The organism is Amycolatopsis sp. lyj-346, assembly GCF_046548975.1.
Taxonomy (GTDB): domain Bacteria; phylum Actinomycetota; class Actinomycetes; order Mycobacteriales; family Pseudonocardiaceae; genus Amycolatopsis.
On the sequence record NZ_JAJPWT010000012.1, the window covers coordinates 263,371 to 289,319 of the forward strand.

General features: G+C 71.4%; 26 protein-coding genes and 1 pseudogene. 11 read left to right on the forward strand and 16 right to left on the reverse strand.

The window, feature by feature from the left end:
* Nucleotides 1-16: 16 nt before the first annotated feature.
* Both ACLJQE_RS31200 and ACLJQE_RS31205 read right to left on the reverse strand, forming a co-directional pair.
* Nucleotides 17-1,228: a cytochrome P450 family protein gene (locus tag ACLJQE_RS31200; RefSeq protein WP_410643089.1), complete on the reverse strand. Its 1,212-nt coding sequence runs from the start codon at nt 1,226-1,228 to the stop codon at nt 17-19.
* A gap of 1 nt (nt 1,229) precedes the next feature.
* The gene (locus ACLJQE_RS31205) at nt 1,230-1,664 is read right to left on the reverse strand and encodes an SRPBCC family protein (protein WP_410643090.1); all 435 of its coding nucleotides are present in this window, start codon (nt 1,662-1,664) and stop codon (nt 1,230-1,232) included.
* Nucleotides 1,665-1,728: 64 nt separating this feature from the next.
* Between ACLJQE_RS31205 and ACLJQE_RS31210 the strand changes: the two are divergent.
* Nucleotides 1,729-2,344 (forward strand): annotated as a pseudogene (locus tag ACLJQE_RS31210) (uridine kinase).
* Nucleotides 2,345-2,346: 2 nt separating this feature from the next.
* Here the strand turns inward: ACLJQE_RS31210 and ACLJQE_RS31215 are convergent.
* The 4 genes from ACLJQE_RS31215 to ACLJQE_RS31230 all read right to left on the reverse strand — a co-directional run bounded on the left by ACLJQE_RS31215 (nt 2,347) and on the right by ACLJQE_RS31230 (nt 6,807).
* The gene (locus ACLJQE_RS31215) at nt 2,347-3,504 is read right to left on the reverse strand and encodes a glycosyltransferase family 4 protein (protein WP_410643091.1); all 1,158 of its coding nucleotides are present in this window, start codon (nt 3,502-3,504) and stop codon (nt 2,347-2,349) included.
* Between the two features lie 82 nt (nt 3,505-3,586).
* Entirely contained in the window at nt 3,587-4,642 is a 1,056-nt protein-coding gene (locus ACLJQE_RS31220; protein WP_410643092.1) for a C40 family peptidase, read from the reverse strand.
* Nucleotides 4,643-5,085: 443 nt separating this feature from the next.
* Nucleotides 5,086-5,343, reverse strand: coding sequence for a hypothetical protein (locus ACLJQE_RS31225; RefSeq protein ID WP_410643093.1), 258 nt, complete (start codon nt 5,341-5,343; stop codon nt 5,086-5,088).
* A 66-nt stretch (nt 5,344-5,409) separates the two neighbouring features.
* On the reverse strand, nt 5,410-6,807 hold the full coding sequence (locus ACLJQE_RS31230; protein ID WP_410643094.1) for an NYN domain-containing protein: 1,398 nt from the start codon (nt 6,805-6,807) through the stop codon (nt 5,410-5,412).
* 140 nt (nt 6,808-6,947) lie between these two features.
* On the opposite strand from ACLJQE_RS31230, the gene ACLJQE_RS31235 reads away from it, so the two are divergent.
* Nucleotides 6,948-8,651, forward strand: a complete 1,704-nt coding sequence (locus ACLJQE_RS31235) for a DEDD exonuclease domain-containing protein (protein ID WP_410643095.1) — start codon at nt 6,948-6,950, stop codon at nt 8,649-8,651.
* Between the two features lie 448 nt (nt 8,652-9,099).
* Here ACLJQE_RS31235 and ACLJQE_RS31240 read toward each other — a convergent pair whose 3' ends face one another.
* Complete coding sequence (locus tag ACLJQE_RS31240; RefSeq protein WP_410643096.1) at nt 9,100-10,005, reverse strand: MerR family transcriptional regulator; 906 nt, start codon at nt 10,003-10,005, stop codon at nt 9,100-9,102.
* Nucleotides 10,006-10,049: 44 nt separating this feature from the next.
* Between ACLJQE_RS31240 and ACLJQE_RS31245 the strand changes: the two genes are divergently transcribed.
* Together ACLJQE_RS31245 and ACLJQE_RS31250 are read left to right on the forward strand one after the other, a co-directional pair.
* Nucleotides 10,050-10,787, forward strand: a complete 738-nt coding sequence (locus tag ACLJQE_RS31245) for a maleylpyruvate isomerase family mycothiol-dependent enzyme (protein WP_410643097.1) — start codon at nt 10,050-10,052, stop codon at nt 10,785-10,787.
* A 51-nt stretch (nt 10,788-10,838) separates the two neighbouring features.
* Complete coding sequence (locus ACLJQE_RS31250; protein ID WP_410643098.1) at nt 10,839-11,120, forward strand: Lrp/AsnC family transcriptional regulator; 282 nt, start codon at nt 10,839-10,841, stop codon at nt 11,118-11,120.
* A gap of 185 nt (nt 11,121-11,305) precedes the next feature.
* On the opposite strand, the gene ACLJQE_RS31255 is transcribed toward ACLJQE_RS31250, so the two are convergent.
* From ACLJQE_RS31255 to ACLJQE_RS31270, 4 genes are all read right to left on the reverse strand, one after another.
* Complete coding sequence (locus ACLJQE_RS31255) at nt 11,306-12,985, reverse strand: cytochrome b (RefSeq protein WP_410643099.1); 1,680 nt, start codon at nt 12,983-12,985, stop codon at nt 11,306-11,308.
* Nucleotides 12,982-14,148: a ubiquinol-cytochrome c reductase iron-sulfur subunit gene (locus tag ACLJQE_RS31260; protein ID WP_410643100.1), complete on the reverse strand. Its 1,167-nt coding sequence runs from the start codon at nt 14,146-14,148 to the stop codon at nt 12,982-12,984. The genes ACLJQE_RS31255 and ACLJQE_RS31260 overlap by 4 nt, the downstream gene beginning before the upstream one ends.
* Nucleotides 14,145-14,963, reverse strand: a complete 819-nt coding sequence (locus ACLJQE_RS31265) for a c-type cytochrome (protein WP_410643101.1) — start codon at nt 14,961-14,963, stop codon at nt 14,145-14,147. The genes ACLJQE_RS31260 and ACLJQE_RS31265 overlap by 4 nt, the downstream gene beginning before the upstream one ends.
* 61 nt (nt 14,964-15,024) lie before the next feature.
* Nucleotides 15,025-15,648 carry a heme-copper oxidase subunit III gene (locus tag ACLJQE_RS31270; protein ID WP_410643102.1) on the reverse strand — a complete coding sequence of 208 codons (624 nt, stop codon included), beginning with the start codon at nt 15,646-15,648 and terminating at the stop codon, nt 15,025-15,027.
* A 95-nt stretch (nt 15,649-15,743) separates the two neighbouring features.
* Between ACLJQE_RS31270 and ACLJQE_RS31275 the strand changes: the two genes are divergently transcribed.
* The 3 genes from ACLJQE_RS31275 (at nt 15,744) to trpD (ending at nt 17,672) form a co-directional block, all read left to right on the forward strand.
* Nucleotides 15,744-16,157, forward strand: a complete 414-nt coding sequence (locus tag ACLJQE_RS31275) for a hypothetical protein (RefSeq protein ID WP_410643103.1) — start codon at nt 15,744-15,746, stop codon at nt 16,155-16,157.
* A 64-nt stretch (nt 16,158-16,221) separates the two neighbouring features.
* Entirely contained in the window at nt 16,222-16,632 is a 411-nt protein-coding gene (locus tag ACLJQE_RS31280; protein WP_410643104.1) for a hypothetical protein, read from the forward strand.
* A 5-nt stretch (nt 16,633-16,637) separates the two neighbouring features.
* Nucleotides 16,638-17,672: an anthranilate phosphoribosyltransferase gene (gene trpD / locus ACLJQE_RS31285; protein ID WP_410643105.1), complete on the forward strand. Its 1,035-nt coding sequence runs from the start codon at nt 16,638-16,640 to the stop codon at nt 17,670-17,672.
* Here trpD and ACLJQE_RS31290 read toward each other — a convergent pair.
* Nucleotides 17,665-18,576 (reverse strand): DMT family transporter, encoded by a 912-nt coding sequence (locus ACLJQE_RS31290; protein WP_410643106.1) that lies wholly within the window; start codon nt 18,574-18,576, stop codon nt 17,665-17,667. The genes trpD and ACLJQE_RS31290 overlap by 8 nt on opposite strands.
* Nucleotides 18,577-18,659: 83 nt before the next feature.
* Here ACLJQE_RS31290 and ACLJQE_RS31295 point away from each other — a divergent pair, with 83 nt between their 5' ends.
* Nucleotides 18,660-19,619, forward strand: coding sequence for a GlxA family transcriptional regulator (locus ACLJQE_RS31295; protein WP_410643107.1), 960 nt, complete (start codon nt 18,660-18,662; stop codon nt 19,617-19,619).
* A 52-nt stretch (nt 19,620-19,671) separates the two neighbouring features.
* Here the strand turns inward: ACLJQE_RS31295 and ACLJQE_RS31300 are convergent, their stop codons facing one another.
* Together ACLJQE_RS31300 and coxB are read right to left on the reverse strand one after the other, a co-directional pair.
* Nucleotides 19,672-20,091, reverse strand: coding sequence for a cytochrome c oxidase subunit 4 (locus ACLJQE_RS31300; protein WP_410643108.1), 420 nt, complete (start codon nt 20,089-20,091; stop codon nt 19,672-19,674).
* Nucleotides 20,092-20,179: 88 nt separating this feature from the next.
* Nucleotides 20,180-21,124, reverse strand: coding sequence for a cytochrome c oxidase subunit II (gene coxB, locus ACLJQE_RS31305; protein WP_410643109.1), 945 nt, complete (start codon nt 21,122-21,124; stop codon nt 20,180-20,182).
* A 184-nt stretch (nt 21,125-21,308) separates the two neighbouring features.
* Between coxB and asnB the strand changes: the two genes are divergently transcribed.
* Entirely contained in the window at nt 21,309-23,243 is a 1,935-nt protein-coding gene (asnB, locus tag ACLJQE_RS31310) for an asparagine synthase (glutamine-hydrolyzing) (RefSeq protein WP_410643110.1), read from the forward strand.
* 58 nt (nt 23,244-23,301) lie between these two features.
* Here asnB and ACLJQE_RS31315 read toward each other — a convergent pair whose 3' ends face one another.
* Nucleotides 23,302-24,294, reverse strand: a complete 993-nt coding sequence (locus ACLJQE_RS31315; protein WP_410643111.1) for a carbohydrate kinase family protein — start codon at nt 24,292-24,294, stop codon at nt 23,302-23,304.
* 147 nt (nt 24,295-24,441) lie between these two features.
* Here ACLJQE_RS31315 and ACLJQE_RS31320 point away from each other — a divergent pair, with 147 nt between their 5' ends.
* The gene (locus ACLJQE_RS31320) at nt 24,442-24,612 is read left to right on the forward strand and encodes a hypothetical protein (protein WP_410643112.1); all 171 of its coding nucleotides are present in this window, start codon (nt 24,442-24,444) and stop codon (nt 24,610-24,612) included.
* 85 nt (nt 24,613-24,697) lie between these two features.
* Here ACLJQE_RS31320 and ACLJQE_RS31325 read toward each other — a convergent pair whose 3' ends face one another.
* Nucleotides 24,698-25,075 carry a HesB/IscA family protein gene (locus ACLJQE_RS31325; protein ID WP_004562664.1) on the reverse strand — a complete coding sequence of 126 codons (378 nt, stop codon included), beginning with the start codon at nt 25,073-25,075 and terminating at the stop codon, nt 24,698-24,700.
* Nucleotides 25,076-25,223: 148 nt separating this feature from the next.
* Here ACLJQE_RS31325 and ACLJQE_RS31330 point away from each other — a divergent pair, with 148 nt between their 5' ends.
* Nucleotides 25,224-25,871 (forward strand): DUF3043 domain-containing protein, encoded by a 648-nt coding sequence (locus ACLJQE_RS31330; protein ID WP_410643113.1) that lies wholly within the window; start codon nt 25,224-25,226, stop codon nt 25,869-25,871.
* The last annotated feature ends 78 nt before the right edge of the window (nt 25,872-25,949 follow it).

The window sequence follows — 25,949 nt, forward strand, 5'->3', positions numbered from 1 at the left end:
CGCCCCGGCCCCCACCTCACAACCGAACCGGCAGCGACTCCAATCCGTGCACGAGCGAGCTCGTCCGGTAAACCAGCTCGTCCGGCTTCCCGTCCAGCGCAAGCTCCGGGAACCGCTCCAGCAATCCGCCGAGCGCGATCTCCGCCTCCAGCCGGGCCAGCGGGGCCCCCACGCAGTAATGGATCCCGTGCCCGAACGCCAGGTGCCCGCCGGCCGCGCGCGTGATGTCGAGCTTGTCCGGCTCCGGGTAGCGCTCCGCGTCGCGGTTGGCGCCCAGCAGCGACACCAGGACGAACTCGCCCTCCGGGATCGTCACACCGCCCACGTCCACCGGCTCGGCCGTGAAGCGCAGCGTCGCCAGGTGGATCGGGCCGTCGAAGCGCAGGAACTCCTCCACCGCGCCCGGCAGCAGCTCCGGCTCCGCGCGCAGCCGGGCCAGCTGCTCCGGCTCGCGCAGCAGCGCCAGCACGCCGTTGGCGATCAGGTTGACCGTGGTCTCGTGTCCCGCCACCAGCAACAGGAACGCCATCGACACCAGCTCGGGCTCCGACAGCGAATCCCCGTCGTCGCTCGCGTGCACCAGGTCCGACAGCAGGTCCTCGGCCGGCTCGGCGCGCTTCTGGGCGATCAGCTCCGTCAGGTAGGCGAACATGTTCCCCGCCGCGGCCTGCATCTCCTCCGGGCGCGCCGCGGCGCTCAGCAACGTCTTGGACCAGTCGGCGAAGTCCGTCCGGTCCTCCTCGCGCACGCCGAGCAGCTCGCAGATCACCGTGATCGGCAGCGGCGCGGCGAACGACGCCACCAGGTCGGCCCGCTCCCGCCCGGCCAGTGCGTCGAGCAGCTCCGCGGTGATCTCCTGGACCCGCGGCCGCAGCCGGGCCACCGTCCGCGCGGTGAACGCCTTGTTGACCAGCTTCCGCAGCCGCGTGTGGTCCGGCGGGTCCGAGTTCAGCATGTGCCAGCTCAGGTCCTGCCCCAGACCGCCCTGCAGGGCCTCCGCCGGCAGCTTCGCCTCGAACAGCTCGCGGATGCCCTGGCTGCTCTTCCGCAGCCGCGGGTCGGCCAGCAGCGCCCGCCCCTCCGCGAACCCGGTGACGACGTAGCACGGCAACCCCCGCGGTGGCAGCCGCACCCGGCGCACCGGCCCGCCCCCGCGCAGCATCTCCGAGAACAGGTGCGCGTCCTGGGCGAAGTCCTCCGCCGCCTCGACGATTTCGTCGCTCGTCACGTCAGCCCCCCAACTCACCGCGGCCGCGTTCGGCGAGTGCCGCCACGACGCGCTCGGTCACGTCCTGCCAGTATGCCCGCTGTTCCTCGCGCTCTTCCGCGCCCGCAAGCCATTCCTGGTGGAACCGCAGCGTCGTCTTCGCCCCCGAACCGTTCAGCCGCACCTGCACGGTCGAGTCGTGGTCCCAGTCGCTCGGCCGCCAGGTGAGCCGCACCCGGTCGCCGTCGACGAAGCTGCGGAGCTCGCCGACCGTGCCGTTCGCCGTTTCGTACTCCACGCCCGCTTCCCGGGGCAGCTCGACACCGGGGCCGAGCCAGATCGCGACGCCGTCCCGGCTGACCAGGAAGTCCCACACCGCACCGGCCGGGTACGGCAAGGTCCGCGAAACGCCGATGTTCCACCCGACATCGGCCGTCTTCCCCACTGAAGAAGTCATGTCCGCATCCTCGCACCGGGGTACGACAAAAACGGCAACCGGCCCGGGTGGAGGATGGGAACCCGTGCGCTACCGCCCGATCTCCCCCCGCCGTCCTCGCCGGAGAACTCACCGACCGCATCGACGCGCTCGCCGGGCCGCGGCTCGCGGTGGCCGTCGACGGCGCCGCGGGCGCGACCGGGACCGCGGAACTCGCCGACGCCCTGGTCGACCCCCTGCGCCTGCGCGGCCGCGCGACCCTGCGCGTGTCGGCCCGCGACTTCCTGCGCCCCGCGTCACTGCGCTTCGAGCACGGTCGCACGAACCCCGACGCCCGCTACACCGACTGGCTCGACCTCGGCGCCCTCCGCCGCGAAGTCCTGGACCCGCTGAAGGGATCCGGCGAAGTGCTGCCGTCGCTGTGGGACGCCGAGCGCGACCGCGCGACCCGCGCCGAACGGGTGGCGCTGCCCGAAGGCGGGGTCGTGCTCCTCGACGGCGAACTGCTGCTCGGCGCCGGCTTGGCCGTCGACCTGGCCGTGCACCTGTGGCTCTCCCCCGCCGCCCTGCGCCGCCGCGTGCCGGACGCCTGGGCGGTCCCGGCGTACGAACGCTACGAGGAAGAGGTGGACCCCGGCTCGCTCGCCGACGTCGTGGTGCGCGTCGACGATCCCCGGCACCCGGCGCTCTACACGCCGTGAGCTCAGCGGGCGACGGCCACCGGGTCGCCGTCCAGCAGGCCGGACAGCCGCCGGGCCATGACGTCCCAGCGCCAGTTCGCCGTCACCCACTCCCGCCCGGCCTCGCCCATCCGGCGCGCGCGCACCGGGTCGGCCAGCAGGCTGACCAGGGTCTCGCTCAGCTGGACGACGTCCCGGCCCTCGACCACGTGCCCGGTGACCTCGTCGAGCACCGCCTCGGGCGCCCCGCCGGAGTTGCCGGCGACGACCGGCAGCCCGGTCGCCGAGGCCTCCAGGTAGACGATGCCGAGCCCTTCGACGTCGAGGCCCTTGCCCCGGGTGCGCGCGGGCATCGCGAAGACGTCACCGGCGGTGTAGTGCGCGGGCAGCTCGGCCCACGGCACCGACCCGGTCAGCACGACGTCGCGCTCCAGGCCCAGTCCGGTGACCAGTTCGGTGAGCGTCTTGCGGTACGGGCCGCCGCCGACGAGCAGCAGCGCCGCGTCCGGGACGCGCTCACGGATCGACGGCAGCGCGCGGATCAGCTGGTCCTGGCCCTTGCGCGGGACCAGCCGGGACACGCAGACGACCGTCGGCCGGTCGCCGAGGCCGTGCCGGGCGCGGATCTCCGCGCGGGCGGCCGGATCCGGCCGGAACACCTCGGTGTCGACCCCGGACGGCAGCAGCTCGAGCCCGGCCATCGCGCCGAACGCCGCGGCGAAGCGGCCGCGGGTGTACCGGCTGACGTAGGTGACGACGTCGGCGGTGTCGCCGATGCGCCGCAGCGCCTGCCGCGAGCCCGGCAGCATCGACCAGCCGACCTCGTGGCCGTGCGTCGACGCCACGACACGGCGCGCCCCGGCCCGCCGCAGCGGGTGCCCCAGCAGCGCGAGCGGCGCCGCGGCACCGAACCAGACGGCTTCGCAGTCCCGCGCCCGCATGATCTGCTTCGCCCGGCGAAGCACGTCCGGCGTCGGCAGCATCAGCGACGTCGGGTGCCGGACGACCTCGAACGGCGCCTCGGCGTCGAACTCCTCGTGCGACCCCGTCCGCGACTCCCACGACGGCGCGTAGACGACCAGGTCGTCCGCCGGCAGCCGGGTGGCGAGGGAGTTCAGGTAGTTCTGGATCCCCCCGGGCCGCGGCGGGAAGTCGTTGGTCACGAGCAGGGTCTTGAGCACGCCACAGAGGCTAGCGGGGGCCGCACACGGCGAAGGGGCGGCACCGCGTGTGCGGTACCGCCCCTGGCGCTGCTGCCGGAGGTCACGAGGTCGGGCGGCGTGCTCCCGAGTACTGGCTTTGCAGCGGCGAGATCTTCACGACGTCACCGGTGTCGGGCGCGTGCACCATCTTGCCGTCGCCGATGTACATGCCGACGTGCGAAACGGGCGAGTAGAAGAACACGAGGTCGCCCGGCTGGAGCTGGTCCCGCGGCACCGCGGCGCCGAAGGTGGACTGCTCGCGGCTGGTCCGCGGGATGGTCAGCCCGGCCTGCTTGTACGCCCACGACGTCAGGCCCGAGCAGTCGAAGGTGTTCGGACCGGTGGAGCCGTACACGTACGTGCTGCCGAGCTTGCTCAGCGCGGCTTCGACCGCTTCCTGGGCGGCCGCGGTCGGGGCCTGGATGTTGGTGGGCGCGGCCCCGCCACGGTCCTTCTGGGCCGCCTTGTCCGAGGTGCTGAGGTTCTTGTTGGCCGCTTCGAGCTGTTCGATCTGGTCGTTCAGCGTCTTCTGCTTGGCCTTGATGTCCTCAGTCAGCTTGGCCGCGGCGTCCCGCGCGTCTTGCGCGCGCTTCGCGGCGTCACTGGCCTTGGCCGCGGCGTCGGTGGCCTGCCGGACGGCGCCGGTGAGGTTGTCCATCGCGGCGTTCTTGCCGGTCGCGAGGACCTCGAGCGCCGAGGAGCGGTCGAGGAAGTCCTGGGTGGACGTGCCCGCCAGCAGCGCCGACAGCTTGTTCAGCTGGACACCGCTGGTGAACGAGGCACCGGCGAACTTGTCGACCTCGGTCTGGTACTTCTTCTGGCTCTCGGAGGCCTGGGTGGCCTGGCCCTTCGCCGCGTTGACGTCGTTGGTGGCCTTGTCGAGGTCGGCCTGCTTCTTCTTCAGGTCGTCCTGAGCCGAAAGCAGGTCTTCGTTGAGCTTCTCGGCCTGGGCCGCGAGATCGCGGTACTTGGCGAGGGCGTCGGAGCCGGTGGGCGGGACTTGGAGAACGGGGACGGGGGCGGCGGTGGCCGTCGGCTGGGTCACGGTGACGAGCGTGATCACCGAGGCCGCGGCGAGGGCACCTGAAACCACGCGCCTGAGGGAATGCGACTGCACGGTCGCGCGGGTCTCCTTTGCGTCTCGGCCGCCGACGGGGACCGGGGCACGAAGAGGCCGGGGAATTCCTCTTCACCGCTGTCCCGCCACCACGCGCCCGGGCCGTGTGCTTTTGACATGCACGAGCCGCAACAGGTGAAGCACGCGGTGGTGGTTCCGGTTCCCAGCTTCCCGACAAAGCTGCGTCCGGCGGCGATCCCGCGTCGCCGCCTCATCGACGGCCGGGGGCCACGAGATCTCGGACAGGTTACGAAAAGACCGCCACCACGTCCACCACCTCTCGGCCAAAAACTCTGCGTGACGCCGCTGAACACCATCGGACCAGGGAGGGAGAGGACATGTGATGGGCGTTACACGCTGGGGTTTCTCCGGCGCGCATTTCGACTACCGACCGTTCACCGATTCAATCGACCATTCGGCGCGCCGCCACGAAACGGTGGAAATCAGGCGGTGCGCCGGATCGGTTCTTCGACCATCCGCAGCCGCGGCACCATCCCGGCGTCGGCCAGCGCGTCCACCGCGCGCCGCTCGTCGGCGTCCCACACCACGGCGGGTGGCGCGCCGAGCAGCACGCTCACCACGCAGTCGTGGCACGAGATGCCGCGCACGGCGCAGCGGTCGCAATCGACCACCAGGTTCTCGATGTCCGAAACGGCGATGTGCGAGACATCCACTTCGGACAGCTCGGGGTTGTCGGCCACGTGGTCCTCCTCACGTCGGAACTGACTGGGGAGGACGGTAGGCGACACCACCGACAATTTTGGGGGTCAGACCCTTGACAGGCGGCTGACCAGCACCGATGACGGCGCCGGGTGGGCGCCGCGGCCGCGCACGGAGTCCGCGACCGCGCGGTCGGACGTCGCGACGACCATGGGCCGCCCGGCGGGCTCGGCCGCGACGAGGTTGCGGATGACGTCGTCGGCCAGCACCCCGCGGTCGGAGAACAGCACCCGCACCCCGCGGGGCACCGAGGCGGGCACGGAGAGCACGCCGGCACCGTCGAACACGACGGTGACCTCGGCGGACGTGCGCGCGGCCAGCGCGGACAGCTGGTGGATCAGCCGGTCGCGCTGGTCGGCGAGGGCGAGCTCGGGGTAGCCGGTCTTGGTGACGTTGTAGCCGTCGACGATCAGGTGCACGTTGGGCAGCGCCAGGTAGCGGTCCAGCGTGGACACGTCGGCGATCTTGCCGCCCTGGCCGGTGCCGGAACTGGCACCGCGGACCATGTCCGCCGGGCGGGCGCCCCGCGCGCCGAGGGCGAGCTCGCGGCGGAGGCCGGTGACGGCGCCGTCGATGGTGTCGATGAGCAGGGCCAGCCGCACCTCGTCGGCCTGCCGGGCCTCGCGCGCGGACTGGCGGGCGATCTCGGCGTCGGCGGCCGCGCGTTCGGCCCGGGCGCGTTCCCCGGCGACGCGCTGGCGTTCGCGCTCGAGCTGGGTGGCCAGGGCGGCGAGCTCGTCGTGGTGGGCGGCGGAACCGCGTTCGGCCTCGGCGGACGCCGCCACGGCCGCGTCACGGGCCTGGCGCAGCTGGACGCCTTGTTCGCGAAGGCGCTTCAGGAGCTTCTCGACTTCGCCCTCGCGCTCGCCCCGGGCGTTCTCGGCGGCTTGCTTCGCCTCGGCGAGTTCGGCGCGGACCTGGGCGAGCTCGGCTTCGAGCCGCTGGGTGCGGGCGAGCGCGGCGTCGCGCTCGGCGCGCAGGGCGTTTTCCTCCGCGTTCCTGGCGACCAGCCGGACGCGCCCGACGGCGCCCGACTCTCCGAGCAGGACCGCGGCGGCCGCGGCGGCGACGGAGTCGGTGGCGTTGGGGTCGAGCGCGTCGGTGCGGTGCTCGCGCAGCCACTCGATGACGGCGGTCCGGAACTGCGACGAGTCGCCGAGGGCCGCGAGCAGGGCGGCGCCGCCGAGCTTGGCGCGCTTGGCCGGGGCGAACTTGGCGACGGGCCGCAGCTGGCGGGGCACGTCGGTGGCAGACAGCTTGGCGACGGCGGCCGCGGCGAGCTCGGCGATCCGGTCGCGCACCGGCTCGGGCAGCGCCGGCCAGGTGGCGGGTTCGGGGTGTCCGGCCTGGTCGGCGAGCTCCTCGGCCTGCTCGGGGCGCGACGCGACACCCGAGGGACCGACGGGGTCCCCGGGCGGCTCCGGCACGAGCGGCTGCGGGTGCATTGGTCCAGGGTAGGCCCCGCCCCCGCATCCCGCCCCGCGCGCCACACGGACCGCGCCCCGCCGGCGGAACCACCCGCGCCGATCACTGCGCCGATCACTGCCGTCAAAAACTGTCGGGGGTCGCCCCTAGAGTCCCGCCCATGCGTTCGGTCCAGGCTCAGCTCGCCTTCGACGAGCTCGGAACCCCCTTGCGGGACACCACTTTCGTCGTGTTCGACCTCGAAACGACCGGGGCGCCGCCGGGGCCGTCCGGGATCACCGAGATCGGGGCGGTGAAAGTGCGCGGGGGCGAGGTGCTCGGCGAGTTCGCGACGCTGGTGAACCCGGGCTCGCCGATCCCGCCGCAGATCGTCTCACTGACCGGGATCACGCAGGCCATGGTCTACGACGCGCCGCCGATCGAGGAGGTGCTGCCGGCGTTCCTGGAGTTCGTCGGGGGCGCGGTGCTGGTGGCGCACAACTCCGGCTTCGACACCTCGCACATGCGGGCGGCGTGCGAGGGGCACGGGTACGTGTGGCCGAAGCTGACGGTCGTGTGCACGGTCCGGCTGGCGCGGCGGGTGGTGCCGCGCGACGAGGTCGGGCGGTACAACCTGACGGCGCTGGCGTTGCTGTTCGGGGCGCGGACGCGGCCGACGCACCGCGCGCTGGACGACGCGCGGGCGACGGTGGACGTCCTGCACGGCCTGCTGGAGCGGGTCGGGAACCTGGGCGTGCACTCGCTCGAGGAGCTGATGGGGTACCTGCCGGAGGTGACCGTCGCCCAGCGGGCGAAACGGCACCTGGCGGCGGACCTGCCCGCGGCGCCGGGCGTCTACCTGTTCAAGGGGCCGAAGGACGAGGTCCTGTACGTCGGCACGGCGAAGGACCTGCGGCGGCGGGTGCGGACGTACTTCACGGGTTCGGAGAACCGCAGCCGGATCCGGGAGATGGTCGCGCTGGCCGAGCGCGTCGACCACGTGGTGTGCGCGCACGCGCTGGAGGCCGAGGTGCGCGAGCTGCGGCTGATCGCGGCGCACCGGCCCGCGTACAACCGGCGGTCGAAGAACCGGCACCAGGGCTGGTGGATCGGCCTGACGGACGAGGCGTTCCCGCGGCTGTCGGTGGTCCGCCTGCCACGGCCGGGGGTGCTGGGCCCGTTCCGCAACCAGGCGGACGCACGCACGACGGCGGACACCCTGGCCGGCGCGTCCGGCCTGCGGACGTGCACCCAGCGGATCTCGCCGCGTTCGGCGAACGGGACCCCGTGCGTGCTGGCGGAACTGGGGCGCTGCGGGGCACCGTGCACGGGACGGCAGAGCGTGGCGGCGTACAGCCCGGCGGTCGAGTCGGTCTCGGGCCTGATCGCGGGGCGCGACGGCCGCCCGCTGCACACGGCGGCCGAGCACGTGGAGCGCCTGGCGGCGGGACGGCACTACGAGCAGGCGGCCCGCCACCGCGACGAGCTGGCGGGGCTGATCCGCGCGCTGGGCCGGGCACACAGGCAGGCCTCCCTGGCCTCGATCGGCGAGCTGATCGCGGCAGCCCCGGACGGCGAGGGCGGCTGGGAGCTGTCGGTGATCCGCTACGGCCGCCTGGCGTCGGCGGGCGTAGCGCGGCGCGGGGTGCCGCCGATGCCGGTGGTGGAGGCACTGGTGGCATCGGCGGAGACGGTGCTCCCGGAGCCGGGGCCGCTGCACGGAGCGCCCCCGGAGGAGGTCGGGGTGCTGCTGCGCTGGCTGGCCCGTCCGGGCGTCCGCCTGGTCCGCACCACCCGCCCCTGGGCGGAACCGGCGGCGGTGGCGGGCTGGCGAGGCTGGCTGGACCTGGTCGCGAACGCGCACTCGCTGGAACACGTCCACTGACCGCGTCCCACCCGCTCGCCACCACCGCCGACCGCACCCGGCCCGCACAGCGAGAAGGTCACCCCACGCACCCAAAAGGTCGGCCCGCGTACCCGGAGAGTCGGCTCGCGCACCCAGAGGGTCGGCTCGCGTACCCGGAGAGTCGGCCCACGCACCCAGAGGGTCGGTCCGCGTACTCAGAAGGTCGGCCCACGTGTACCAAGGGGTCGGCCGATGCACCCGGAGAGCCGGTCCGCGCAGCGAGAAGGTCGGCCCGCGTACCCAGAGGGTCGGCTCGCTTGCCTGGAGGGTCGGCCCAAGTAGCGGGAGGGGCGGCTCGTGGCCGACCGCTCGGGTACGCGGGCCGACCGTGTGGGTACGCGGGCCGACCGTGTAGGTACGCGGGCCGACCGTGTAGGTACGCGGGCCGACCGCTCGGGTACGCGGGGTGCGGGAGGTGAGTGGGCGGTCAGGCGGCTGTGGTGTTCAGGGCGTCCAGCAGCCATGTGTGGGCCAGCCCCATCGGTGCCGCTTCCCCCGTGATCTCCCCCGTCAAACGCCAGTAGCGGCGCAGGCGCGGGTTGCGGTCCGGGGCCGTCCGGTGGTTCAGCGCCCGGCGGAACGAGGGGCTGTCCGCCGCGCCCAGTGCGGTTGCGTGGGCTGCCACGAAACGGTCCAGCTCCGGGCCCGGGGCCGGCCGTGCTCCCGCTGCCATTCGCGTCCCCGCCAGGACGCATGCCTCGCCCACCTCCGCGTGCAGGGCACCCAGGTCCGCGATGCGCTCGTGGCCGGCCAGCGTGCTCGCCTTCAGGTCGGTCGCCAGCCGGGTGTCGGCCGCGAGCAGGACCAGCTCCGCGTACGCCACCACCTGGGCCGTCGTCGGGTGGTCCGGGGGCTGCGGGGCGCTGATGTCCAGGAACATGCGAGCCGTGTCCGGGGGTATCGGGCCCGTCGTCATCGGGTGCCACAGGCGGACCAGCGCCTCGTGCGCCGACCAGCCGTCCTGGACCGCGGCCAGCAGCTCCAGCCGCGCCGCGCGGTCGGCGGGCGCCGCCTCCGCGACCGCGCGGAGCACCGAACGCCGCCAGTTCAACGTCGCCAGCTCGCGGTCGAGGGCCGTCCGCTCGGTGGCCACGGCGTCGTCCAGGGAACACCGGCCGGCGAGGACGTCGGTGATCGGGCGCAGGCCCAGCCCGAGCCCGCGCAGCCGGCGCACCAGGGTGAGCCGCTCGATCGCCGCGCCGTCGAAGCGCCGATGCCCGCCGGCGCTGCGTACCGGCTCCAGTACACCCTCGTCGCAGTAGAACCGGATCGTGCGGACGGGCACGCCGGTCCGGCGCGCCAGCTCACCGATCCCGAATGTGTCTCCGGTCACTTTCCGTCGAACCTCCAGCCGGGTGGAATTCCTACGGTACGGCCATGGACGACACCAGATTGGCCGAAGGACTCCACGAGCACACCGCCGGCTTCGCCAGTGCGGTCGAGGGCGCCGACCCGGACGCCCGGGTGCCCACCTGCCCGGAGTGGCCGCTGCGGGTGCTGACCGGCCACATCGGCCAGGCCCACCGCTGGGCCGCGAGCATCGTCCGGTCCGGGCCGTCGCCGGTCCCCGACCCGTTCGACGCCGACCCCGGGTCCCCCGAGGACTGGTCCGGCTGGCTCCGCGAGGGCGCCACGGACCTCGAAGACGCCGTCAAGGCCGCCGGTGACACTCCGGTGTGGACGTTCTTCGGCCCGCAACCGGCCCGGTTCTGGCTGCGGCGGATGCTCCACGACACCACCGTCCACCACGCCGACGCGGCCCTGGCCACCGGCGGGAAGTTCACCGTGGGGCCGGACCTCGCGGCCGACGCCGTCAGCGAGTGGCTGGAACTGCTGTGCGACCCGGTCACGGCGAGCCTCAAACCGGACTTCGCCGAGCTGCGCGGCACCGGCCAGACCCTGCAGCTGACCCCGGAGGACGGCCCGGGCTGGCTGATCACCCGCACCGGCGGCGGGGCCCGGTGGACCCGCACCACCGGCCCCGCGGACGTGACACTGGCCGGTCCCGTGGAAGACCTCCTGCTCGTGCTGACCCGGCGCCTGCCCGCGGACCGCGTCACCGTCACCGGTGACGAAGCATTGGCCGGGCACTGGCTGGCCCACACCGCGGCGTAGGGCTCACTAGGATCGCGGGCGGAACCCGCAGACGAGTCTTGGAGGACCCAGGTGATCACCGCGATCGTGTTGATCCAGGCAGAGGCGGACGCGATCCCGGACGCGGCGCAGGCGATCGCCGACATCGACGGCGTCGGCGAGGTCTACTCGTGCGCCGGGGACGTCGACCTCATCGCCAGGGTGCAGGTGTCCACGCACGAGGAGCTGGCCGACCTGATCCCCGGCCGGATCGGGAAGGTGCCGGGCGTGCTGAACACCGTCACGCACATCGCGTTCCGGTCCTACAGCAGCACGGACACCGAATCGGCCTTCTCGATCGGCGTGGAGGACTAGCGCCCCAATGTGGCCTTGGGTGCGCTCAACGCACCGAAGGCCACATTGGGTGCGTCCAACGCACCGAAGGCCACATTGGGGCGCTGGGGGCCCGCCATCGCCCGGCTCCCCCGGAAGGGCCGAGACAAGAGCTGGAAACGACGAAGGCCACCTCCGGGCGGAGGTGGCCTTCGTCGTGGGTGGAACTAGTGGTCCGTCTGCTTCGCGGCCGACGCCGCCTCGGCGGAGTCGAACTCGCCGTGCTGGCCGGGCTCGGCGGCGGAGTGGCCGTTGCCGTGGCCGTTGGCCCGCTGCAGCGCCGCGGTCTCCTCGGCCGGATCCGGCGACCAGAACGTGCCCGGGACGGCCTGACCGGCCGAGCCCAGCTTGTTCATCTTCTTCGGCACCGACGCGCCCTGGTACTCGAGCGGGAGCGCGTGACCGTGGCTGTCCACGCCGCCGAGCGGCTGGTGGATCTCGATGAACTCACCGTGCGGCAGCCGCTTGATGATGCCCGTCTCGACGCCGTGTTCCAGCACCTCGCGGTCGGCCCGCTGCAGGCCCAGGCAGATGCGGTAGGTGAAGTAGTAGGCCAGCGGCGGCACGATCAGCACGCCGATGCGGCCCGCCCACGTCGTCGCGTTCAGGGAGATGTCGAAGCTGTCGGCGATGATGTCGTTGAAGCCGGACAGCTCGATGACCATGAAGAAGCCCAGCGCCATCGCGCCCAGCGCCGTGCGGACCGGGGCGTCCCGGGGCCGCTGGAGCAGGTTGTGGTGCGCGGTGTCCTTGGACAGCTTCCGCTCGATGAACGGGTAGCCCAGCAGCAGGCCGAACAGGATCGGCATCCCGATCGCGCCGGGGAAGAACACCGCCGGGATCGTGTAGTTCCCGAGGTAGACCTCCCACGCCGGCCAGATCCGGAGCATGCCGTCGGCCCAGGCCATGTACCAGTCGGGCTGGGAGCCCGCCGAGACCTGCGCCGGGTTGTACGGGCCGAAGTTCCACACCGGGTTGATCTGGAACAGGCCCGACATCAACGCCAGCACGCCGATGACCAGGGTGAAGAACGCCCCGCCCTTGAGCGCGAAGTACGGCATGATCCGCACGCCGACGACGTTGGTCTCCTTGCGGCGCACGCCCGGGAACTGCGTGTGCTTCTGGTACCAGACCAGCGCGAGGTGCACGCCGACCAGCGCGAGCATGATGCCCGGCAGCAGCAGGATGTGCAGCGTGTACAGGCGCGGGATGATGACGTCGCCGGGGAACTCCCCGCCGAACAGCGCCCAGTGGATCCAGGTGCCGGCCACCGGCACCGAGAGCACGATGCCCGACAGCGTCGCGCGGATACCGGTACCGGAGAGCAGGTCGTCCGGCAGCGAGTAGCCGAAGAAGCCTTCGAAGCAGCCGAGGATCAGCAGCAGGCCGCCGATCACCCAGTTCGCCTCACGCGGGCGCCGGAACGCGCCGGTGAAGAAGATGCGCAGCATGTGCACGGCCATCGAGGCGACGAAGATCAGCGCGGCCCAGTGGTGCAGCTGCCGCATGAACAGGCCGCCGCGGACGTCGAACGAGAGGTCCAGCGTCGTGCGGAACGCCTGCGACATCTCCAGGCCCTGCATGTTCTTGAAGCTGCCGTGGTAGACGACCTCCTGCATGGAGGGGTCGAAGAACAGCGTCAGGTACACGCCGGTGAGCAGCAGGATGATGAAGCTGTAGAGCGCGATCTCGCCCAGCAGGAACGACCAGTGGGTCGGGAACACCTTGTTCATCTGGTGCCGCAGGCCCTTGGCCAGGTGGTACCGCTGGTCGGCGTTGTTCGCGGCTTCGCCCACGTGCCGCTCGACAGCGCTCGAGCCCTTGGTCGGCGTGGTGAGTGAACTCATGACTTACGCTCCCAAAAGGCCGGACCGATGGCCTCGATGAAGTCGCCTCGCGCGATCAAGTATCCCTCTTCGTCCACCGTGATCGGTAGCTGGGCCAGCGGACGGGTCGCCGGGCCGAAAATCGGCTTCGCGTAGTGGAGGGCGTCGAACTGCGACTGGTGGCACGGGCACAGGATGCGGTTGGTCCGCTGCTCGTACAGGGAGGTCGGGCACCCGACGTGGCTGCAGATCTTCGTGTACGCGTAGTAGTCGCCGAAGTTGAAGTCTTCCTGGCCGGCCCGCTTGACGACCTTGGCGGCGTCGGTCGGGCGCAGGCGGATCAGCATGACCGGGTTGTCGACGCGCATCAGCGCGGCGGCCAGCGCCTCCGCGTTGTTCCGTTCGGACTCGCGGAACGGGAACACCGTCTCCATCGCGCCCGCGTCGAGGTCCTCGGCCTTGACCAGCGAGATCTCGGTTTCCTTGCCGTGCTCCACCTCGACCGGCTTGCCGGTGTTGCGGCGCAGGTAGACCTTTTCGCCGGGGAAGTTCGGCTGCCAGCCGGTGTGCCACAGCGACTCGCGGTTCTCGGTGTCCTTCCACGGGTCCTTGATGAAGGACGCGACCGGCAGCGCCGCGGCCGCGAGGCCGAGCGCGCCCGCACCGGCGATCGCCGAGCGCTTGACCAGCGACCGGCGGGCGATGGTGCTGCGGGTCCCGGCGTCGGCGAGGTGCGCCAGGATCGTCTGGCGGTCGACCTCGGACGAGCCGTTGCCCTCGCCGTCGTGCCGCTCCTGGACCGCGACCTCGGCGGGCACGAACTTCTTCGTGTACAGGATCACGCCGATGCCCAGGCCGAGGATGGCCAGGCCGAGCGTGATGCCGAGCATCGGGGTGTAGAGGCTGTACCAGAAGTGGCCGCTCTCGTTGTCCGGCGCTTCGTACTTCCACGGCCACCAGATCAGCGAAACGACGAACCCGATCCCGGCCAGCGCGGACAGCCCGAACCAGAACGCGACCAGGCGCTCGGCCCGCTTCTCCGCGCGGGTGCCCTCCACGGGCCACGGGGTCGGGTACTCGACGAGTTCGACCCCGTCGAGCTGCCCGCCCAGCTTGACCAGCTGGTCCCGGTCCATCTCAGCCAGCTCCGCCTCCGTCGGCGGCTTCGGCCCCTCGGCACTCATGCCTTCGATCCAATCCACAACGTCACGCCGATCAGCGCGGCGATCCCGACGATAAAGGCGATGACGCCCTCCGAAGCGGGGCCGACCCCGCCGAGGCCGCTACCACCCGGGTCATTGTTGCCGTGCGACACCGACTTCACGTAGGCGACGATGTCCTTCTTCTCCTCCGGCGACAGCTGCCGGTCGGAGAACTTCGGCATGTTCTGCGGGCCGGTGAGCATGGCCGTGTAGATCTGCTCTTCGTTGGCCGGGTCCAGGTTCGGCGCGTACTTGCCCGCCGACAGCGCACCGCCGCGGCCGGTGAAGTTGTGGCACGACGCGCAGTTGAGGCGGAACAGCTCGCCACCGCGGGCCGGGTCGTCGCCGCGCAGGGCCTCGCCCTTCTCGGCGGGGCGCTGGACGCCGCCGCCGTGCGCCTGGATGTAGGCGCCGACCGCGTCGATCTCGGCCTCGGTCAGCTTCGGCGGCTTCCGCGCGGCCTGGGCCTCCTGGCGCGCGGCCGGCATGCGGCCCGAAGAAGTCTGGAAGTACACCGCGGCGTCGCCGATGCCGATCAGGCTCGGCCCGCGGTCCTGCACGCCCTCGAGGTTCGCGCCGTGGCAGGCGATGCAGGTGTTGTTGTAGACCTGCTCGCCGAGGCGCAGCTGCGCCGGCGTGCCCTGGGCCTGTGCGGTCTGCGGCTCGGGGGCGAACACGGCGTACAGGGCGCCGGCGCCCACCAGCGCGATACCGAGCGCGAGCAGGCCGGCGAACCGCCTCCGCAGCTTCGACCGCGCGCGGTAGCGGCGCTCCGAGGACTTGGTGCTGGTGGTCATCTTGCGGCAACCCTTGCTGTCAGTTCAGGCCGATGGTGAAGGTGGTGGCGGCTGGGTGGACCTACGGAAGGAGGTAGATCACACCGAAGAGGCCGACCCACACGATGTCGACGAAGTGCCAGTAGTAGGACACGACGATCGCCGACGTGGCCTGGGCGGGCGTGAACTTGCTCAACTTCGTGCGGATGAGCAGGTACACGAAGGCGACGAGCCCGCCGATGACGTGCAGGCCGTGGAACCCGGTCGCGAGGTAGAAGACCGTGCCGAACGGGCCGGACGGGATCGTCAGCCCCTCGTGGACCAGATTGACGTACTCGTTGGCCTGGCCGCCGACGAAGATCGCGCCCATGATCAACGTGACGATGTACCAGCGGCGCAGCCCGTAGACGTCGCCGCGCTCGGCGGCGAACACGCCGAACTGGCAGGTCAGCGAGGACAGCACGAGGATCACCGTGAACGGGATCGCGTACGTCACGTTGAGGTGGAAGTCCTCGCCGTGCAGCGGCGGCGGCCACTGGCCGGACGAGTTCTGCGCCTTGACGGTGAAGAACATCGCGAACAGTCCGGCGAAGAACATCAGCTCGCTGGAAAGCCACACGATGGTGCCGACACTGACCATGTTCGGCCGGTTCAGCGAGTGGACCCGCTGACTGATGGTGGGAGCTGCCGTTGTCACGCGTCGCATTATGTCCTCTCGCACCACCGCTCCGCCGGGTGGGTCCACGGCGGGTCGTCTGCGTAACCGATCACACCGGATGCCCGGGAAGGTGAGAGCTACTCATGGGTTTACTCGACCGCCTGCTTGACCTGGTCAAGAAGCGGGAAACGCCCGGTCTGACCGCTGAGACGCCGGGGCTGAAGATCGTCGCGGAGGCCTTCGACCCGGTCGTCGCGGACTCCGCGGTGCTCGCCGGTTCACCCGCCTGGGCCGCCCCGGCACCGGCCGTCCTGCGGCACCACCTGCTGCTGCCGCCGGACCGGCTCGCCGAGGCGGCGTCGATCCTCGCCCAGGACGGGTATGAGCTGCGAAAACAGGATCTTTCGGGTGACTTGGCGCGGGTGCACGCGGTCCGCGTCCAGGTGCTCGACGCGCTGCACTGCGCCCAGGAACGGTCCCGGATGGCGGGTCTGGCGCAGCGGCTCGGCGGCGATGCGCTCGGCTGGGACGCACTCCAGCCGGAGGCGCCCGCGTGATGTCGGTCTCGGCCGATACGATCGAGAGAAGTCGTGCGGTGTGTCGAGACGGAGGCGTGCTCAAATGGCCGAGCAGTCGATGCGGGTCCTGGTGTTCAGCCACAAGGCGGAGGTGCGCGAGGCGATCGTGAACGCGGTCGGCCGGCGGCCCGCCGCCGACCTGGCGCGCGTGGACTACGTCGAGGCGGACGGCATCGCCGACGTGCTGTCCGAGGTGGACGCGGGCAACGTCGACCTGGCGATCCTCGACGGCGAGGCGCAGCCGACCGGCGGCATCGGCCTCTGCCGCCAGCTCAAGAGTGAAATCGCCGAATGTCCGCCGATCGTGGTGGCCGTCCGGCGCAGGGACGACCGGTGGCTGGCCACCTGGTCGCAGGCGGACGCCGTGCTGGTGCACCCGCTGGACCCGCTGACCGCCGCGGAGACCGTCGCCGACGTGCTGCGCGCGCGACGGGTCCCCGTCGTGAACGGCTGAGCCCGGTGACCACCCCGGTCCCCCGCACCTGGCCACCCCTGCTCAAGCAGCTCGTCGCGGGCGCCGACCTCGCCGCGGAGGACACGGCGTGGGCGATGGACCAGATCATGAGCGGTGCCGCGAGCCCGGCCCGGATCGCCGGGTTCGCGGTGGCGCTGCGCGCCAAGGGCGAGACGCCCGAGGAGATCGCCGGCATGGCGGCCACGATGCTGGCGCACGCCCGGCGGGTCGAGCTGGACCGCCCGGCCGTCGACATCGTCGGCACCGGCGGCGACGGCTCCAACTCGGTGAACATCTCGACGATGGCGACGATCGTCACGGCGGCGGCCGGCGCGCCGGTGGCCAAGCACGGCAACCGCAGCGCGTCGTCGAAGTCCGGTGCGGCGGACGTCCTCGAAGCCCTCGGCGTGCGGATCAGCCTGCCGCCGGAGGACGTCCAGCGCAGCCTCGCCGAGGTCGGCATCGGGTTCTTCCTGGCCTCGGCGTTCCACCCGGCGCTGCGGCACGCCGGCCCGGTCCGCAGCGAGCTCGGCATCCCGACGACGTTCAACCTGCTCGGCCCGCTGACCAACCCGGCCCAGCCGGGCGCCGCGCTGATCGGCTGCGCGTACGCCGACAAGACGCGGGTGCTGGCGGAGACGTTCGCCCGCCGCGGCACCCGCGCCCTGGTGGTCCGCGGCGACGACGGCCTCGACGAGATCACCACCACGACGACGTCCACCGTGTGGGTGGTCTCGGACGGCACGGTCACCGAGCGCAGCTTCGATCCGGCGTCCGTGGGCATCGCCCGCGCGGCGGCGGAAGACCTGCGCGGCGGCGACGCGGCCGCGAACGCGGAGGTGGTCCGCGAGCTGGTGGGCGGCAAGCCGGGCCCGGTCCGCGACGCCGTCCTGCTCAACGCGGCGGCGGCGCTGGCGGCCTTCACGGGCTTCTCGGAGTCCCTCGAGGACGATCTGCGCGCCGGGCTGGCCCGGGCGGCCGAGGCCATCGATTCGGGCGCCGCGGCCACGCTGCTGGACCGCTGGATCGCCTTCAGCTGACCCGTTCCCGCTGCTGCCCCGCGGTTCCGGCGGCAGCAGCGGGCCGGCGGCCGCGTTGCGGGGCCAGTGCGGCGGCCAGGACCGCGAGCATGCCCAGGGCCTCCGGCCAGCTCGGGCGGTGACCGTAGAACACGATGTCGACCAGCACGGCCACCACCGGGTACAGGTAGGACAGCAGCGCCACCGTCGTGGTCGGCAGCTTGCCGATACTGGCGTACATCAGCACGTACATCAGGGCCGTGTGGACGGTGCCCAGCAGCACCAGCCAGAGCAGGCCCGAAGGCGTCGACGGCAGCGGCGTGATCAGCAGCAACGGCGCCAGCACGAGCGCGCCCACCGTCGTCTGCACGGCGGCCAGCAGGTGCGGGCGGATGTGCTTCAGCTGCTTCGCGACGAAGGACGCGCCCGCGTAGAGCACGGCCGCGCCGAGGGCCAGCGCGATGCCCGCCGGCTGCACCGGCTTGCCGTCCTCGCCGTGCGCGGACAGCGAGATCAACGCCACGCCGCCGAACGCGATCCCGGCGCGGGCCAGGTGGCTCTTGGCGACCTTCTCGCCGAGGAACGCCGCCGCCAGGCCGACCAGGATCAGCGGCTGGGTGTGGTAGACGACCGTGCTGACCGAGATCGACGACAGCGCGTACGACGCGAACAGCAGCACCCAGTTGCCGACCAGGAAGAGGCCACCCAGCACGGCGAGGCCGAGGTCGCGGCGGGACGGCCGCCAGGACGGCAGCCAGCCGCGCGAGAAGCACCAGAGCACGAGCAGCGCGCCGCCGACGAAGCAGCGCGCGAAGGCCACGGCGGGGGCGGCCGCGCCGCTCTCGAGCACGACGGCACCGATCGTGCCGGACATCGCCATCGCCGCGGACCACTGCAGCAGCGGTCGGGTTTCCGAGTTCGTCATGCCGACCAGGTTCGTCCGGTGCGCGCCCGGCAACCAGTGTCAGAGATGACAATGGCCGCAAAACTTGTGACAGACTGGCCGTCATGGACGTCAACCGGGTCGCCGTGGTGCTCGCCGACCGCGTTTCGCCGTTCGAGCTGGGGGTCGCGTGCGAGGTGTTCGGCACCGACCGCAGCGCCGACGGCATCGAGGGCTGGGACTTCGCCGTCTGCTCGCCGGGCGGGGCCCCGGTCGGGAGCTGGTCCGGCTTCGAGCTGTCCCGCCTGCGGGACATGGACTTCGCGGCGTCGGCCGACCTGCTGATCGTGCCGACGTGCGCGCCGCGAACCGCGCCGCCGCCCGAACCGGTGCTGGACGTCCTGCGTGACGCGGCCGGGCGGGGTGCGTGGGTGGCGGGGTTCTGCGCGGGCGTGTTCTCACTGGGCTACGCGGGGCTGCTCGACGGCCGTCGCTGCACGGTCCACTGGGTGTACGAGGCGGAGTTCCGGCAGCGGTTCCCGGCCGCTTCGGTGGATCCCCAGGCGTTGTACGCCGACGACGGCGGCATCCTGACCAGCGCGGGCACGGTCGCGGCGGTCGACCTGTGCCTGCACCTGGTCCGCCGGCTGCGCGGCGTCGCGGCGGCCACGACGCTGGCCCGGCGGATGGTGGCGGCCCCGCACCGCGCGGGCGGCCAAGCGCAGTTCGTGCAGGCGCCGGTCCCGGCGACGGCGGCGGGTGACGACGCCGTGGTCGCGGAGGCACTGGAGTGGGTCGAGCGGCGGCTGGACCAGCCGTTCACGGTGGCGGAGCTGGCCCGCCGCAGCGGCCTGGGCGAGCGCACGTTCCTCCGCCGCTTCTCGGCCGCGACCGGCACCACCCCGCACCGCTGGCTGACCGAGCGGCGCCTGGACCGCGCGCAGGCCCTGCTGGAGGAGGGCGGTCTGTCGGTGGAGGACATCGCGGCGGCGTGCGGTTACGCGTCGGCGGCCGCACTGCGGCACCAGTTCAGCCGGCTGCGCGGAACGAGCCCGTCGTCCTACCGGACGGCGTTCCGCGGCTGAAAAACGAAACCGGCCGCCACGCTCAAAAGCGTGACGGCCGGTTTGCCGAGATTCAGTCGTGCGACGGGCCCGTGTGGTACTCGAACACCAGCCCGCCGATCGTGATGAGCAGCGCGACCAGCGCGATGACCAGCAGCCAGACGTGGAAGAACGCCAGCGCCACGGCAGCGAGCGCCGCGGTGGCCGCCATGCCGATCGGCCAGTAGCTGCCCGGGCTGAAGAAGCCCAGCTCGCCCGCGCCGTCGCTGATCTCGGCGTCCTCGCGGTCTTCCGGGCGCGGTTCGATGCGCCGGGCGACGAACTGCAGGTAGCTGCCCGCGAGGAACGCCAGGCCGCCGGTCAGGAACAGCGAGACGATGCCGACCGGCTCGGCACCGTGGGTCGCGGCCAGCGCGGTCCACACCCAGTACACGGCCGCCATGAACACGGCGAAGATCGCCACGATGAAGAAGATGCGGGCTTCGACCTTCATGGGTCTGTCCTACTCCTGTTTATCCGCTTTGGGGGGTCCGGGTGGCGGAGCCCCCGGCCCGGGGCGGAGCCCCGGTTGTCACTGCGCGTCAGTTGGACGCGGTCCGCGCCGTGCGGTCGGTGTTGAACGGCTGGGTGGTCACCGCGTGCGGGGTGCACAGCTCGCCGCAGTTCATCTTCGCCAGCGCTTCGGACGCGGTGAACGTCTGGCCCGTGGCCGGGTTCACCTGCTTGCGCAACTCGATGTACTGGTCGTACTTGTCCGCCGACAGCGCGCGGACCTCGAAGTTCATCACCGAGTGGTAGGTGCCGCACAGCTCCGCGCACCGGCCGACGAAGGAGCCTTCGCGGTCGATCTTGTTCTGGAAGGAGCTGTCCTGGTTGTTCTTCTCCGGGTTCGGCATGACGTCCCGCTTGAAGTGGAACTCCGGCACCCAGAACGAGTGGATAACATCGGTGGAGACCAGGTCGTACTGGATGGTCTTGCCGACCGGGAGCACCAGCAGCGGGATCTCGCCCGACGAACCGACCGTGCTGACCTGGCCGCTGCCGTCCGGCTTCGCCGCGTTGGCGTCCTCGTACTTGAACTCCCAGTTCCACTGGAAGGCCACGACCTGGACCTTGACGTCCGGGTTCGGGATCTTGTCCAGGACCTTCGACTCCGTCGTCGCGGTGAAGAAGAACAGGACGCAGACCATGATCGTCGGGACGACGACCGTGAACAGCTCGAGCGGGATGTTGTACTGGAACTGCCGGGGCAGCTCCTCCGGCTCGCCGTCGACCGTCTTCTTCTTGCGGTGGAACGTCGCGGTCCAGAAGATCAGGGCCCACACGATGACGCCGACGACCAGCGCCGCGACCACCGTCCAGGTCCAGAGGTTCCGCATCTCGGTGGCCTGCTGCGTGACACCGACGGGCCAGCCGAACCGCAGGATCTCATCGCCGGAGCAGCCCGTCGCGGTCAGCGCGACCAGTACCGCCAGCGCGGCGACGCGCACGGTCCGCTTCCCCAGGGTGCGCTCGGGTTGTCCCACTGCGCCTCGCCCTTTCACCCAGAGCCTCCTACGACCGATCTTTGTGACAGCCGGACTCTAGCCGAGTTGGCCCGTCCTGCTGACCAAGGGGTAACCATCGACGTCCGTGTTACTCGCCACGTGGGTCCCGGCATACTGGGGCCTTCCCCAGCCCGGCGAAGACCCTGAAGGTGTGTGAGTCCCCGTGTGCGGCCTGCTTGGACTGATCTGCGCGACCGAGACCGGCGCGGCGAACGCGCGTGACGCCGTCGGCGCGGCCATGCGCTGCCAGCGCCACCGCGGCCCCGACGAGCAGGACACCTGGGCCGACGCCGAGGTCGTCTACGGCTTCAACCGGCTCGCCTTCATCGACGTCGAGCACGCGCACCAGCCGCTGGTCTGGGGCCCGCCCGAGGCGCCGGGCCGCTACACCGTGAACTTCAACGGGGAGATCTACAACTACCTGGAGCTGCGGGCGGAGCTCGCCGAGAAGCACGGCGCGAAGTTCGAGACCGAGGGTGACGGCGAGGCCATCGTCGCCGGCTTCCACTACCTCGGCGCGGACTGGGTGAAGCGCCTGCGCGGCATGTTCGCCTTCATGATCTGGGACTCGCAGGAGAAGCGGGTCTTCGGCGCGCGCGACCCGTTCGGGATCAAGCCCCTGTTCTACTCGGCCGGCCCCGGCGGCGTGGCGTTCTCCAGCGAGAAGAAGAGCCTGCTGGAGCTGTCGGACGTCCTCGGCGTCGCGCAGGAGCTGGACCGGACGGCCCTGCAGCACTACCTGGTGCTGCAGTACGTGCCCGAGCCCGAGTCGCTGCACACGGCGATCCGGCGCGTCGAGTCCGGCACCTCGTTCGAGGTGGTGCCCGGCGGCGAGGTGCAGTTCACCCGCTACTTCCACCCGCAGTTCAGCGCGAAGCCGGTGAACACGCAGGCCGAGGCCGAGGAACTGCACCAGCGCATCGCCGACGTGATGCGCGACTCGGTCGGCAAGCACATGATCTCCGACCCGGACGTCACCGTCGGCGCGTTCCTCTCGGGCGGCATCGACTCCACGGCCACCGCGACGCTGGCCAAGGAGCACAACCCGAACCTGATCGCGTTCACCACCGGGTTCGAGCGCGAGGGTTACTCCGAGGTCGACGTCGCCGCCGAATCGGCCGCCGCGATCGGCGTCAAGCACGTGGTCCGCACGGTGTCGGCGGACGAGATGATGGAGGCGCTGCCGCTCATCGTCTGGTACCTCGACGACCCGGTGGCCGACCCGGCGCTCGTCCCGCTGTGGTTCATCGCCCGCGAGGCCCGCAAGCACGTCAAGGCGGTGCTGTCCGGCGAAGGCGCCGACGAGCTGTTCGGCGGCTACACGATCTACAACGAGCCGATCTCGCTGGCGCCGTTCGAGAAGATGCCCGGCGGCATGCGGAAGCTCATCGGCAAGGTGTCGACGAAGATCCCCGAGGGCACCCGCGGCAAGGACCTGCTCCGCCGCGGCGCACTGCCGCTGGAGGACCGCTACTACGGCAACGCCCGCAACTTCCGCGACGACCAGCTGCGCAACGTCCTGCGCACGTACCAGGAAGGCGTGGGCTTCAAGGACGTCACGGCGCCCTGGTACGACGTCTCGCGCGGCTGGGACCCGGTGGCCCGCATGCAGCACGTCGACCTCTACACGTGGCTGCGCGGCGACATCCTGGTCAAGGCCGACAAGGTGACGATGGCGAACTCGCTGGAGCTGCGGGTGCCGTTCCTCGACGCCGAGGTGTTCAAGGTCGCGGCGTCGATCCCGCTGGACCAGAAGCTCGCCCACGGGACGACGAAGTACGCGCTGCGCCAGGCACTGGCCAAGATCATCCCGGCGCACGTGCTCAACCGCCGCAAGCTCGGCTTCCCGGTCCCGATCCGGCTGTGGCTGCGCAACGAGATGTACGACTGGGCCCGCGGGATCATCTCGGACTCGAAGACCGAGGAGCTGCTGGACAAGAAGGCGATCCTGGCGCTGCTGGAGGAGCACAAGGCCGGCCAGCTGGACCGGAGCCGCCAGCTGTGGGCGCTGATCGTGTTCATGCTGTGGCACGGCATCTTCGTCGAGCACCGGATCAAGCCCGAAATCCCGGAGCCGGTGTACCCGGTCAAGCTCTGACGCTCGCACGGAAAAGGCCCCGGCACCGGCTCGGTGCGGGGCCTTTTCCGTGCCGGGGTCAGGCGGCGGGCAGGACCACCGAGATCTCCTCCGCCGCGTCCGGGCCGAAGGCCTCGCCGATGCGGGCCAGTGCCTCCGCGCGGTCGAACGTCCACTCCTGCGTGCCGACCGTCTCCAGGACCAGCACCGCGATGAGCGAGCCGAGCTGGGCGGCGCGCTCGACGCCGAGACCGCCGTCGAGGCCGGCCAGGAAGCCCGCGCGGAAGCCGTCGCCGACGCCGGTCGGGTCGGCCTTCAGCCGCTCGGGGACCGCGCCGATCTGCAGGGCGACGCCGTCCTTGCCGACGATCTCGACGCCCTTCTCCCCCAGCGTCGTGATCCGCAGGCCGACCTGGTCGAGGACGTCCGCCTCGGTCCAGCCGGTCTTCTGGAGCAGCAGTTCCCACTCGTAGTCGTTGCTGAACAGGTACTTCGCGCCGGCGACGAACTCGCGCGCCTGCTCACCGGTCATCCGGGCCAGCTGCTGCGACGGGTCGACGGCGAAGGCGTACCCGCGCTGACGGCACTCCGCGGCGTGGCGGATCATGCCCTCGGGGTCGTCCGGGCTGATCAGCACCAGGGCCAGCGCGCCGGCGCGCTCGGCGATCGGCTGCAGCTCGATGTTGCGGGACTCGGCCATCGCGCCGGCGTAGAACGTCGCGATCTGGCAGAGGTCCTCGTCCGTGGTGCAGACGAACCGCGCGGTGTGCGCGACCTCGGACACGTGCACGCCCGAGGTGTCCACCCCGTGCCGCTCCAGCCAGGAGCGGTAGTCGGCGAAGTCGGCGCCGACCGCGCCCACGAGGACCGGCTGGACGCCGAGCACCCCGAGACCGAAGGCGATGTTCGCGCCGATGCCGCCGCGCCGGACCACCAGGTCGTCGGCGAGGAAGCTCAGCGAGACCCGGTGCAGCTGCTCGGCCACCAGCTGTTCGGCGAACCTGCCCGGGAAATGCATGAGGTGGTCGGTCGCGATACTGCCGGACACCGCGATCCTGGCCCTGTCTGCCACCGGCTGCTCCTTCGTTTCGACCTCACGGCAAAAAGCGCGAAGTTACCACCGGGTCATGACCCATCCGGGTAGTTCGCGCGTGCCCAGCCGACACTACCGGCTGGTACTCCTTCTCCAGTCGAGAGCGGATCAATAGCGTTACGAATCGTGAACGCCGTCACCGAACCCGAGACCCTGTCCGAGCTGATCGCCGACTGCGCTTTCATCCCGGCGACGCTCCAGGCCGAAAGCCTCCCGATGTCCCCCGTCACGGCCGAACCGTGGCAGGTCGACGAGGCGTGCCACGCCCAGGTGGCCGAACTCGACGCCTACGTCTGAGATCCGCAGCAACGAAGAAGGCCCCGCCTCCCTCCCGGGAGACGGGGCCTTCTTCCGTGCTGTGTTGCCTCAGTGGAACGTTGCCTCAGTGGAACGAGTCGCCGCAGGCGCAGGAGCCGGTCGCGTTCGGGTTGTCGATCGTGAAGCCCTGCTTCTCGATCGTGTCCACGAAGTCGATGACGGCTTCCGACACGTACGGGGCGCTCATCCGGTCGACGGCGACCTTGAGGCCGTCGAAGTCGCGGAACAGGTCGCCGTCGAGCGTGCGCTCGTCGAAGAACAACTGGTAACGCAGGCCCGCACAGCCACCGGGCTGGACGGCGATGCGCAGGTGCATGTCGTCGCGGCCCTCCTGCTCGAGCAGGGCCTTCGCCTTGGAAGCCGCGGCGTCGGTCAACGTGACGCCGTGGGTCTCCTCGGCGGTCTCGGCCTGCGTCGCGCCGGCGTGCTCAGCGGTCGTCATGGCACTCCCTCATCAAAGTCGAACTCGCTGCGGATACTCCTCGTGCTGACGTGCTCAACACCGGAAGCGTCCGATCTGTTCCCCCACCATGGTCGCACATGGATCGCCCTGGTTACCGGCGGCGTGACGCCTGCAATACCCTGGTGAGGTGAGGTTCCTGCGCCGAAGCACCACAGACACCGCCGCCGAAGAGCCGGAGGCGGCCGAAGCCGTCGACGTCGCCGGCAAGGCGTACACGCCCGGTAAGGGCAAGGCTACGCCCAAGCGCCGCGAGGCGGAGGCGAAGCGCCGCGGCCCCGTGGCGCCGCCGCCCACGACGATGCGTGAGGCGATGAAGCGCAACAAGGAGCTGCGCAAGGCGAACCCCCAGAACAAGGAAGAGCGCCGCGCGGCGGCGAAGGCCCGCCGCGACGCGATGATGCGCGGCGACGACAAGGCCCTGCTCCCGCGCGACCGCGGGCCGGTCAAGCGGTACGTCCGCGACCTGGTCGACAGCCGGCGCAACCTGCTCGGCCTGTTCATGCCGCTGGCCATCGTGGTGTTCCTGGCGCTGCTGGTGCCGCTGCCCCAGGTGCAGTCGTACATCACCCTGCTGTGCACGGCGATGCTGCTGGTGATGGCGATCGAGGGCTTCGTGAACGGCCGGAAGATCGCGCGGCTGGTCCGGGAGAAGTTCCCGAAGGAGCCGGTGAACGGCCGGTCGATCGGCTGGTACGCGTTCGTCCGGGCGTCCCAGATCCGGCGGTTGCGGATGCCGAAACCGCGCCTGAAGCCGGGGGACCCGATCCCGAACTGAGCGGTTCACGAACCGAGCTGTTTGCGAGAAGCCGGGTGGAGCGAGCCTCCACCCGGCTTCTTGCTGTTCACGACCGGG